The organism is Methyloradius palustris, assembly GCF_019703875.1.
GTDB classification, from domain to species: Bacteria; Pseudomonadota; Gammaproteobacteria; order Burkholderiales; family Methylophilaceae; genus Methyloradius; species Methyloradius palustris.
The window spans coordinates 2,380,323-2,392,080 of the sequence record NZ_AP024110.1; the positions used below are offsets into that span (position 1 = coordinate 2,380,323).

Consider the following 11,758-nt stretch of genomic DNA (forward strand, 5'->3'; position numbering starts at 1 on the left):
ATCAGGGAAGATTCACCATGTTCACCAGAAAAATTGTGCCGTTGGCACTTATGAGCATTTACGGCTTCAGCTTATCAGTCAGTGCTGAAGAAACCGCAGCGCCTAGCACAGAAAAAATCACCATCACTGCGCCTGTGGTTGTCACGGCAACACGTATGGAACAAAACAGCTTTGATCTGCCAGTGTCGATTGACTCTATAGACAGCGAAAAAATAAGGGATGGCCAGCTACAAGCAAACATTTCAGAGAGCTTGGTGCGTATACCTGGCATAGTCGCGCAAAGCCGCGGACAGTACGCCCAGGACATTCAAATTTCTTCACGTGGCTTTGGTGCTAGATCGCAGTTCGGTGTGCGAGGCATCCGATTGTATGCTGATGGCATTCCACTCACCATGCCTGACGGACAAGGCCAGGCAGGCACATTTGATTTAGGTTCAGCAAAAAGCATAGAAGTCATGCGCGGCCCCTTCTCGGCTTTATATGGTAATTCTTCTGGCGGTGTTGTTCAGATATTTACAGAAGATGGACCACCTGATTTAACCTTAGGCGGATCATTCACTGCGGGTAGCTACGGCACGCAACGTTCATCAGTAAAAGTCGGTGGAACCAGCCAGGAATTTAATTACACAGCCAATTACTCTCATTTGGAAAGCGATGGCTATCGCGACCACAGTGCAGTGCGCCGCGATTTGTTCAATGCAAAACTTGGGATTCAACTCAATGAAGATAATCACCTAACCATCATCTTGACCGATCTTGATCAACCAGTCTCACAAGACCCTTTAGGCTTAACTAAGCCGCAATGGAGTACTAATCCTAAACAAGCTGTTGCTAGCGCCTACACGTTTAATACAAGGGTACAAAAAAGCCAAACGCATCTTGGGGTAAAACTTGACCACACGATTGACGAAGACAACACTATTAGTGTGGTTGCTTATGGTGGAGAACGCCAAAACACTCAATACCTGCCTACCACTGTTTTTGCACAAACTAGTGGCCCAGGGAGTGGTAATGGCGCTTTATATTCAAGCGGTGGTCTCTCCAAGATTAACCGCGATTTTGGCGGTATTGACTTACGCTATGTGCATAAAGGTCAATTAGCTGACCGCCCATACAACATTGCAGTCGGTACTAATTTTGACAGCATGACCGATGAGAGAACTGGCTATAACAATTTTATTGGCGGCAGCACATGTGGAGTAAACGCGACTTGTGGTGTTCAAGGCGCTTTAAGACGTAATGAATCTGATAACGCCAGAAATTTTGATCAGTATGTCCAAGGGCAATGGTCTCCATTGGAACGTTTTGATGTCATTGCAGGTGCGCGCCATAGCACTGTAGATATTAGCTCAAATGACCACTACCTCAGCAACGGCAATGATAGTGGCAGCGTTACTTTTCAGAAGACCACCTCAGTGATTGGTGCTATTTTCAAAGTGACACCTGCATTCAATTTATATGCAAACGCAGGTAAAGGCTTTGAGACGCCAACCTTAATTGAAATGGCCTATAACCCGAGCGGAGCAGCTGGCCTCAATTTTGGCCTTAAACCCTCAACCAGTAATAACTATGAAATTGGTGCCAAGGCGTTTCTTGGAGACAATACACGAGCCAATATCGCGATATTCAAAACGGATACTGAGAACGAAATCGTCACTGCAACAAACTCTGGTGGGCGCACAACCTATAAAAATGCAACCACTACTAGTCGCAATGGTTTTGAAGCCTCTGTGGATAGCACTTTAAATTATGGTTTCACAGCTTACGCTGCATACACCTATATTGAGGCTAAATACAATGACGCATTCCGCACTTGTGTAGGGAATGCTCCATGTACTGTGGGCAACACCACTATTCCATCAGATAACTATATTCCTGGCATTTATGGTCAGTCTTTATACACAGAACTAGCTTGGAAATATGTACCAACCAATTTCTCAACCGCATTTGAGGTTCGCGCAAACAGTAAAATGTATGTTAACGATCTAAATAGTGAAAATGCACCTGGTTATACACTACTTAATTGGCGTGGTGGGTTTACTCAAAAACTACAACAATGGAAAGTATCGGAATTTGTACGCATCGAAAATATCTTTGATCGCAATTATGTAGGCTCTGTGCGTATCAACGATGCTAACAGTCAATTTTATGAATCAGGCGCAGAGCGTAATTGGCTAGCTGGTCTCAATGCGAGCTATACATTCTAAATATTGACTTTGCGTAACTTTAATCACAGACACCTTCTCGCACACCTATAAAATGCTTCACTAGGCAACGCATTTATTCATTCAAATATTCACAAACATAGAATGAATAAATGCTTGTTTCTAGTGTCATATGTAATATATGGGTATAAGCCAAACGATATTGGTCAGTATGAATAGTAGTTTGAGGAGAAAATGATGATTAGCAAAAACTTGGCATTGAACATAGGCGCATCAGCAGCGTTGATAATGGCGTTTAATACTGCAGCATGGGCTGAGGCTTCAGACCAGCTTTGGCCTGTAGTCAAAGAAGCCTTCTTCACCAACCGTAATATTGAAGAAGTGGATTTCATCAAGATTACTGGACCTAAGCGTGCTGAGAGCGGCGCGCAAGTACCAGTGACTATCTCTATTGATAAACCACAGTCTGACGCGAATGCGATTAAAAGCTTGTATGTGATTGTGGATGCCAACCCAATTCCATTAGCGGCCACTTATCACCTGAATGAAGCATTAGGTAAGTTTGAGCTTTCAACGCGCATTCGCATGGAAACCGACTCTTACATCCATGTGGTTGGTGAAGCGGCTGATGGCAAGCTGTATATGTCTAAAGTGGCAATACGCGCCGCTGGCGGCTGTGGTGGCACAGTGGATAACGATGAAGCTACGGTTCGTGCTACGGCAGGCAAGATTAAATTGCAGGTCGAAAACCCGATCAAGGTTGGTCAGGAAACACCGACTACGTTTATTATCAAACACCCTATGCGTACTGGTTTACAACGCGATCTGGTATCACAAGGTTATGTGCCTGCGTTCTATATTCAGAAAGCTGCATTTACCTTTAACAACAAACCAGTGATGAATGTGGATTTTGGTGTTGGTACTAGTGAAGACCCTTACCTGCGGTTTAGCTTCGTTCCAGATGCGTCAGGCGTATTGCAAGTGAAAGCAGAAGATAACGAAGGCACTGCGTTTTCTAATCAGGTCACACTCACTAATTAAAGGACCTTAATCATCCAATCGCTATGTGGTAGCTGATGCCCTCGAATTTAGTCCATAAATTTAATAATCTATGGGCTATGACCAAAACCCCATCCTCCCTCTACGTTAGGGAAATATGCTGCCATCCTCAGCCACCAACTCAATTGAGTTTGTCACAACTACAATCATTACCTTTCTTGTAATCACTGTAGCGTTCTCTTTTGTTGGTCTGTTATTGGGTCGGGCATTGGGTGCAAAATCAAAGTTTAAGCGTGTAGCTATCTTCAATTTATTTACGTTTTGCGGTCTGTGTTTAGGGGCGTTTTATGCCATGTCAAAACTTAAAGGTGGGTAGTTTGGCTGTAGTTTTCCCTAACCCATCATTCAAGCAGGACGCGCTGACGCGCGCCTCTTAATTCAAACGTTAGGTGTTTCAAAACATGTCATCTTCATATCTTACGAAACGCTGGGGTGAAAGTATTCAAAACCCAGAGTATCAAGAGCTAGTCGCGGCTCTCAATGAACTAGATAAACCAGATGCAGAACATCCCGATTGCTGGCTAAATACTGAAGATGGCTGGTCTATTTCAGTTTTTGAAAACGGTCTAACAATCTTTGAAAATATTGAAACAGGCGAGGGTCCTTGGCATATGCGCTCAATTTCAAAAACTAGCGCACTTGAGCTATGGCAATTACTCCAATCAAACGACATTTCCGCACTGCAAAACAAACCTTGGGTCGTAGGCTATGGCAACAACACCTAACCCATCATTCAAGCGGGACACGCTAAAGCGTGCCCCTTAATTCAAACGTTAGCCCTCATGAAAACCACATTAGCTTTTGCCATCTTGTTTTTCATATCACAGGCTTTCGCTCAGCAACCTACTTCTGAGTTTCCAGCCTCGGCAAGCGCATTTCTGGCGCAAGAGCTTCCTCAAATGGAGGCCGCTGTTACAGCAAAAGATCGTAACTATTTCAGTGGCGGCCTTGAAAGAATGCAAACCTTTTTAAATTCTTGGGGGCTTAATTCGCCGTCATCTCTAGCACTTGATACTTACCCTGCATGCACTGAGGCGGTAAGTGATTTTTTAATTGCTGGTTTATGCAAAATCTCACCGCCAGGCACAATTTGCGAGCCAGACACATTTTTGCCTAAAGTGGCTGCCAATATTGCTGCGTGTAATGAGTTGGCAGGGCTAACCCATCATTCAAGCGGGACGCCTAACGGCGCCCCTTAATTCAAACGTTAGCCCTTTCAATAAGAAATTGAAGCAATGACCGAAGTTATTGGAATCGATCACATTTATATTGCAGTTAGCGACCTTGAGCGCTCAGAGGTATTTTACGACCTAGTTTTATTGGGTATTTTAGACTTTCGCAAGAACAAATTTTCATTAGGTGGTGACCCACATATTCAGTACTTTAATCGTCATTTTGGTTATGTTCTTCGCCCTACGCATAGTGATTCCACCCACAACTCTTATGCTTCAGGTCTTCACCATTTGTGCTTCCGAGTTAATTCTGCACTTGACGTTAAAACCATAGCCACCCAGCTAGGAACTGCTGGAGTAGAAGCATCACAGCCAAAATTGCACATTGAGTACGCCCCCGATTACTGGGCAACTCACTTTACTGACCCCGATGGTATTCGCCTTGAAATAACCAATTACAGGCTGGAACGGAGAGAGCGTCATGATAATTGGTAACTTAAGGGCTAACCCATCATTCAAGCGGGACACGCTAAAGCGTGCCCCTTAATTCAAACGTTAGGCACTATGGAAACTTCCGCTATCCAATCCATCAAGCTAGCTATAGTTGCTGCTACGGGGCTATCTAAAGATGCTCTTCACATCTATGTTGGCCTTGCTGTATTTCTTGTGGCAGCAATTGTTTTACGCAAGCCACTTCGTTCTTATGTCCCATGGCTTGTGGTTGTTTGTGTAGCCATCACAGGAGAATTGCTCGATATGCGTGATGACATCGCTAGCCTCGGGTATTGGCGTTGGGGTGCAAGTTTACACGACATACTCAATACCCTTTTCTGGCCAAGCGTATTTTTGCTACTCGCCAAATTTGGCATTTTCTTTCATGCTTCAAGTGACCGTAATGCCTAACCTATCATTCAAGCGGGACGCCTAACGGCGGTACTTAATTCAAACGTTAGGTGACACAAATGCCAATGGTGCCCCCTATCAATACTCTGCAGCTACGACTTGATTTCTCCCTTGTCCTTTTGCCATATATAAAGCCTCATCCGCAGCTTTAACTAATGTGGATGGTTTTAGTGTGTTTTCTGGAATCATTGACGCCACACCAATACTCACTGTCACATAACCATAACTAGATAACGCATGTAGCAACCCAGCAACCTGAAATGCATCACAAATTTTCTGCCCTATCGCATATGCCTGAGTTGCATCAGTATTCGGCGCAATAATAACGAACTCCTCTCCTCCGTAGCGTGCCAGCAAATCACTACCCCGAGATATAACAGAGGATAGAATGCCAGCGACACGGCGCAAGCACTCATCACCCTCTTGATGACCATAATGATCGTTATAGTTCTTGAACCAGTCTATATCAATGATTGCCAGGGATAGCGGTTGAGAAGAGCGTATTGCGCGCGACCATTCACTTTGTAATTGCTCATCAAAGCGTCGACGGTTTGCAATGCCAGTCAGGCTATCTGTGGCACTCAGCTCTTCAAGCTGTCGATTTACGGCTTTTAGCGCTTCTGTCCGCTCTGCTACCCGAATTTCTAGATTATGTTTGTGATCTCGAATATGGGCCATCAAGGTCGCAAGTCCCATACTGGCGATGCTGAGGGTAAAAATGAACTCTTGCTCATGCAAAATAGTAAGGGCCATGGGTAAATCCCCAAAGGGTTTTTCTCCGTGTGAGATCAATAAGGCAATGGAGAATGACACGATACATATGCCGATAGCTGTCCATTTTAGATTCGTGCGAGCAGCTAGGTACAACATTGAAGGCAATAGAAGCGTTGGTGTGATGAAGACACCCCATACTTTTGCATTGCTCGCCGAGAAAATCAAACCTGCCAAACCTGCCGAAATGATAAAGACTATCAAATCGACACGCTGAAAAGGCTGAATTATTTGTTTTTTTGGATATAAAAAGGCTAGCAGCATAGGCGTTAGGATCATTAATCCTAGCGCATCTCCGAACCACCAGACCTGCACGATGGATAAATAATTGTCTGTGGTTGCATCAAAATACTTAATTATCGCAGCACCAATTAGCCCGCCAAACAGAGAGCCAATTAATGGGCCAGCAACAGAGAATTGAACAACATCACGTAAATCATTCAATTTCCTTGAGACACCACTTTCCCGCATGATTAAATAAGCAATTGTGACTTCAATAATATTAGCGACTCCTAAAATTATTGATTCATGCCAAGGGAACCGGGGGAAGTCGCCTGCGATTTCAGACAACATGACTAGTAGCATAAAAAGCCAATATCGCTGACCGCGGTAGTAAAGCAGAGTTGCCAAGGTGAAAGCATTTGGCAACCACAGAATCGTCACTCCCTCCTGCGAAGTTGCCAATGCAAGGCTTACTTTTGCACTCAAACAAAAGGCCAAGGGTAATAATATATAGCTCAGTAAACCTGGGCGCGGCACTTGTTCAAACGACTTCATTTGCATTCTGACTTCAATAGTTGATTAAGCCAATCCAGCATCCCTATTGAAATACATAATATTCTTCAGGTACTAAATCCAGCGATATCCACAGACACTTTATATTTAACGTGTTTTGAGAGTAAATCTTTAGGATTGTTAGTAAGTGATAATGCATTTAGAACAACGACTGCTGATTGACATCGGCATAAATAAGAATTTATTATTGAACTGTGATTTATATCGCCGTAAGCGTTTACGTTAATCAACGCGCCAACCGATCCGGACTTGTCCGGGCATTGCCTTTTGGGCTGGCGCCTTGCTTGACCGGTAAACTTTATGGAGTAAAAAATGACATCAAGAAACAACAATTCTCGGAAATTTCAAAAAATCCCAGCAAGATATGCCAGCATCGTAATGCCACTAAATACTGTCGATCATCATGACTTTCGTCGTGTCGTTTATTAGTACTTTACGTAGTATCGGATTAACTAATCATCTTTTCCATATTTGGATGGGTGCATGGGCTTTATCATGGGCAATTGCTTTTCCGACTTTACTAATGGTATTGCCATTAGTAAAAAAGACAACCCAAGCACTCGTAAAACCTCGGTAATCTTTAACTAATAGGTTATCTACCAATCATAAGGGACTCGCTAAAGCGTGCCCCTTATCTCATCATTCTGGATATTCCACATTCTTTAACTCCGCTACGTTCTGTTCTAGCTGATGCATGAGCTGGTCAATATGGGCTAACTCATCTTGAAGCAGTTTTATTAGCCTCGTATAATCTGGGCCAGCCTTGATATCTGCTTGCAATGTATGTTTTACAAGGGGGATGTCTCCAAGTAAACGTACAAGATGATCACGTTGCTCAAGCAGGCTAAGGATTACAAAGTTTTGTCTAACAAATGCCGGACTGAGATCAACGCCAGTTGATCTCAGTTTCTGAAGCACAGCATTATTCATCGCCATACCTAAAGAGGCATAAAGATTGTTATCCATATTATTCCTGCTCAATATAAAAACTCACTAGGTTAGAACTGCTCCCAATCGTCATCACCATTGATAAGTTTTGGAATTGAGCGTTGTACAGAATGCGCTGGAATCACGCGGATACTACTTTTTCTAGTATCAGTCGATAGAGGCGCATCGTTATTCAGTCTGAACAAATTGACCTTTGCCGTTAATACTTCAGCTTGCTCAAGCAATGATTCAGCAGCGGCTGCCGCTTGTTCGACCAATGCCGCGTTTTGTTGAGTGACCTGATCCATTTGCGTCACAGCCGTATTTACTTGATCAATCCCCGTGCTTTGTTCTGAAGAAGCTGCAGCAATATCACCCATGATTGCGGTTACGCGTTCCACGGAGGTCACAATTTCCCCCATCGTAATACCGGCTTCTTCGACTAGTTGAGTGCCACTTGTGACTTTCGCTACAGAGTCCGAGATTAGATCCTTGATCTCTTTTGCAGCAGCAGCAGAGCGTTGGGCTAGGTTTCGTACCTCGGCTGCCACGACAGCGAATCCACGACCTTGCTCTCCAGCCCTTGCCGCCTCGACTGCTGCATTCAATGCCAGAATATTGGTTTGAAAAGCAATGCCATCAATGACGCTGATGATGTCTTCTATCTTGCGAGAGCTTGCGCTGATATCTGACATCGTAGTCACCACATCACTCACAACCTTCCCACCCTTGTTGGCAACATCAGAAGCTTCTGCTGCGAGGCGGTTTGCCTGTTTTGCATTATCCGAATTACGTTTAACCGTAGAAGCTAGTTCTTCCATGCTGGCAGCGGTTTCTTCAAGGGAAGAGGCCTGTTCTTCGGTTCTCTGAGACAAGTCGTTGTTGCCTGTCGAAATGTCGCTTGCTGCGCCTGTGATTGTTCCACTGGCTTCTTTGATTTGCGTAATCACTTCTGACATATTTTCAATAAGGGAGTTAATGCCTTCACATAAACCAGCAATCTCCCCAGTCTTACCATTGAGTGGGATACGCTTAGTCAGGTCATTACTTTTAGCAGCACTAACGACAATCTGACTTTCTGCAACGGCATCCGCCAGCGCTTTGGAAGCATTGATCTGCGCTGTCACATCGGTTGCATACTTAACCACTTTGAAAGGTTTGCCATTTAAATCAAAGATAGGGTTGTAACTTGCCTGAATCCATACTTCGCACCCACTTTTTCCGACTCGTTTATAGACCCCAGCATCATATTCACCACGATTCAGTTTTTCCCAGAATTGTTTATATTCAGTAGTAGTGCGATGTGCTGGCTCGACAAATGTGCTGTGGTGCTGGCCTTGAGCTTCGGCTAGGGAATAGCCGAGAATATTTAGGAATGCGTCGTTCGATGTGAGGACTTTGCCATCCATCGAGAATTCAATCACGCCTTGGGATTTACTAATGGCCGCAATCTGGCCTTCGAAATCTGCATTCCTAAGACGCTCTTTGGTAACATCGGTAGCATACTTAACTACCTTATACGGTTTGCCATTCAAATCGAAGATCGGGTTGTAGCTGGCCTGAATCCAGACTTCGTGGCCACCTTTGCCTATGCGTTTGTAGATACCAGCATCATATTCGCCGCGATTAAGCTTCTCCCAGAACTGTTTGTATTCGGTACTAGTACAATAAGTCGGCTCTACAAACTTGCTGTGATGCTGGCCTTGAGCTTCTTCGGCCGTATAGCCCAATACATTCAGGAAGGTATCATTGGCACAGATAACATTACCATCCATGGTAAATTCGATGACACCTTGCGATTTACCGATAGCAGCAATCTGGCCTTCGTAATCTGCATTCTTAATGCGCTCAGCTGTTACATCCGTGGAGTATTTCACCACTTTGAATGGCTTGCCATTCAAATCGAAGATCGGGTTGTAGCTGGCCTGAATCCAGACTTCGCGTCCACCTTTGCCTATGCGTTTGTAGATGCCAGCATCGTATTCGCCACGGTTGAGTTTCTCCCAGAATTGTTTGTACTCAGCGGTGCTGCGATATATCGGATCAACAAACTTGCTATGGTGCTCGCCCTTGGTTTCTTCTGAGCTATAGCCCAATAGATTGAGGAACGTATCGTTGGCTTGTATTACATGGCCTTCCATAGTGAACTCAATGACACCTTGCGATTTACCGATTGCGGCTATTTGACTTTCATAATCTGAGTTTTTGATGCGTCCGGCTGTTACATCAGTGGCATATTTCACAATCTTGAATGGCTTGCCATGTAAATCAAAGATCGGGTTATAACTGGCTTGTATCCAAACTTCACGATCATCTTTACCAATACGCTTATAGACACCTGTATCGAATTCACCGTGATTGAGTTTTTGCCAGAATTGCTGATATTCGTTGCTGCTACGGTAGCTTGGCTCTATGAACTGACTGTGAGGCTGGCCTTTGACTTCGGAGAGTGAGTATCCCAGGATGTTGAGAAAGGTGTCATTGGCTGTAATGACATTGCCTTCCATGGTAAATTCAATGACGCCTTGAGACTTACTGATGGCGGAGACCTGACCTCTTAGATTGGCCAATTCCTCATTAGATATTTTTGTCGATTTAGCAGAACCAAAAACTTTGTTTAACCCGCCGAACATCAAATTGCTCCTTATAGAAAAACGTCTTATTTTTCAAGCTATTGCTTTAACGCAATTTTATTGCGTTAAATTTATGGTTGTTTCAGAAGATTATTGCAGCAAATTCAATAATCTAGTTCAAAAAATATGTAAAACTTTGTTAATAATATTCAATGACTTTGTATCTGCTTAATGTCCGCAGACTAGACAATCTGCAGAAACTTCTACCTCTATCTGTATCGCTGCTATGAGCAATTAGATTTAATTCCGACAGTGTTATAGCAAAACCATAAAATATTTAAATTACTATAATTCATGAAAAGACTGCTTATTTATGTCCACTACCGACCCATAGCAGACATTTACACACAATTGTTTTGTCTAGCAGGAGAAGGTTTACAACTCAATTTATTAGATGCTAAACAATCCATCTGGATACTGCTTGCACATGAATTCTACGAAAGCACTCACTTTAGGACTCTGTAGTCTGCGAGAAGTGTGCAGAACCCAAAGTTCGGCTTCTTGGTCAGCAATACCCCACGACACTAGGGTTCCTTTTTCAAGCAGACTTCCGATGATAGATCTCGGTAACATTGCCGCTCCTGCACCAGCAGCGATGGCATCGCGAACCATGAGGAACGAAGAAAGACGTAGAACAGGTTTAGGCTCAATGGTAAACTGACCATGGTTGACTGACCACACATCTCCCTCACGATAGCTAGGCATCACCACTGCCGAAACCTGTACAGGTTTCTCGGATTGCCCCATCGGCATTTGAAATGATGGGGCTGAAACAAGCATAAGTCTGTCTTTGGCAAAACACCTTCCCACCAATTCACTATCTTTAGATGGATTTATACGGATCGTGACATCGAAATGCTCGTCAATAAGATTGACGACACGATCCTCTGCTACAGCTTCGATTTGCACTTCTGGATAGATCGCCAAGAACTCTGCTGCAATTCGCCCGAATGCCATCTGCGAAAACAAAATCGGCGCTGTGATACGCAGCCGGCCTCGCGGTGTTGCCAGACTATCCCGTGCCGATGCTACTGCTTCCGCGACTTCGTGCATTGGGCCTTCAATTCGGCCTAGCAGCAGTTGGCCGGCCTCTGTTAACTCCAGACGCTGGTTACCTCGCTCGATAAGTCGAATACCTAGCGACTCTTCCATATCTGCAATGCGCCGCGATAGTGTTGCCTTAGACCGGCCACTAGCACGGCTGGCCTTACCAAAGCCGCCATGAGTGGCAACTAGTTGAAAATCCTCCAATGCGCTTAGATCCATATTTGTCTCATTTATGAAACGGAGTGTCTATATTTTATAGTCTTCCATAGTATTTTGAAACGGATTA

Annotated in this window: 11 protein-coding genes; 7 read left to right on the forward strand and 4 right to left on the reverse strand. The window is 44.1% G+C overall.

From position 1 onward, the window contains the following. The first annotated feature begins 17 nt into the window (after positions 1-17). The 6 genes from ZMTM_RS11430 (at position 18) to ZMTM_RS11455 (ending at position 5,299) form a co-directional block, all read left to right on the forward strand. Positions 18-2,207, forward strand: a complete 2,190-nt coding sequence (locus tag ZMTM_RS11430) for a TonB-dependent receptor family protein (protein ID WP_221763968.1) — start codon at positions 18-20, stop codon at positions 2,205-2,207. A gap of 195 nt (positions 2,208-2,402) precedes the next feature. Continuing rightward, entirely contained in the window at positions 2,403-3,206 is an 804-nt protein-coding gene (locus ZMTM_RS11435; protein WP_221765706.1) for a quinoprotein dehydrogenase-associated SoxYZ-like carrier, read from the forward strand. A gap of 419 nt (positions 3,207-3,625) precedes the next feature. Next, complete coding sequence (locus tag ZMTM_RS11440) at positions 3,626-3,949, forward strand: hypothetical protein (RefSeq protein WP_221763969.1); 324 nt, start codon at positions 3,626-3,628, stop codon at positions 3,947-3,949. Between the two features lie 57 nt (positions 3,950-4,006). Continuing rightward, on the forward strand, positions 4,007-4,423 hold the full coding sequence (locus tag ZMTM_RS11445) for a hypothetical protein (RefSeq protein WP_221763970.1): 417 nt from the start codon (positions 4,007-4,009) through the stop codon (positions 4,421-4,423). Between the two features lie 36 nt (positions 4,424-4,459). After that, on the forward strand, positions 4,460-4,891 hold the full coding sequence (locus ZMTM_RS11450) for a VOC family protein (RefSeq protein ID WP_221763971.1): 432 nt from the start codon (positions 4,460-4,462) through the stop codon (positions 4,889-4,891). Between the two features lie 69 nt (positions 4,892-4,960). Beyond that, positions 4,961-5,299 (forward strand): hypothetical protein, encoded by a 339-nt coding sequence (locus ZMTM_RS11455; protein WP_221763972.1) that lies wholly within the window; start codon positions 4,961-4,963, stop codon positions 5,297-5,299. Positions 5,300-5,377: 78 nt separating this feature from the next. Here ZMTM_RS11455 and ZMTM_RS11460 read toward each other — a convergent pair whose 3' ends face one another. Further along, a complete protein-coding gene (locus ZMTM_RS11460; protein ID WP_221763973.1) occupies positions 5,378-6,847 on the reverse strand; it encodes a sensor domain-containing diguanylate cyclase in 1,470 nt (489 codons plus the stop codon). A 421-nt stretch (positions 6,848-7,268) separates the two neighbouring features. Between ZMTM_RS11460 and ZMTM_RS11465 the strand changes: the two genes are divergently transcribed. Further along, positions 7,269-7,442 carry a DUF2798 domain-containing protein gene (locus tag ZMTM_RS11465; protein ID WP_225907026.1) on the forward strand — a complete coding sequence of 58 codons (174 nt, stop codon included), beginning with the start codon at positions 7,269-7,271 and terminating at the stop codon, positions 7,440-7,442. A gap of 62 nt (positions 7,443-7,504) precedes the next feature. Here the strand turns inward: ZMTM_RS11465 and ZMTM_RS11470 are convergent, their stop codons facing one another. The 3 genes from ZMTM_RS11470 to ZMTM_RS11480 all read right to left on the reverse strand — a co-directional run bounded on the left by ZMTM_RS11470 (position 7,505) and on the right by ZMTM_RS11480 (position 11,691). Continuing rightward, positions 7,505-7,831, reverse strand: a complete 327-nt coding sequence (locus ZMTM_RS11470) for a hypothetical protein (protein WP_221763974.1) — start codon at positions 7,829-7,831, stop codon at positions 7,505-7,507. 32 nt (positions 7,832-7,863) lie between these two features. Continuing rightward, entirely contained in the window at positions 7,864-10,425 is a 2,562-nt protein-coding gene (locus ZMTM_RS11475) for a methyl-accepting chemotaxis protein (RefSeq protein WP_221763975.1), read from the reverse strand. A 390-nt stretch (positions 10,426-10,815) separates the two neighbouring features. Beyond that, entirely contained in the window at positions 10,816-11,691 is an 876-nt protein-coding gene (locus ZMTM_RS11480; RefSeq protein ID WP_221763976.1) for a LysR family transcriptional regulator, read from the reverse strand. Positions 11,692-11,758: the final 67 nt, after the last annotated feature.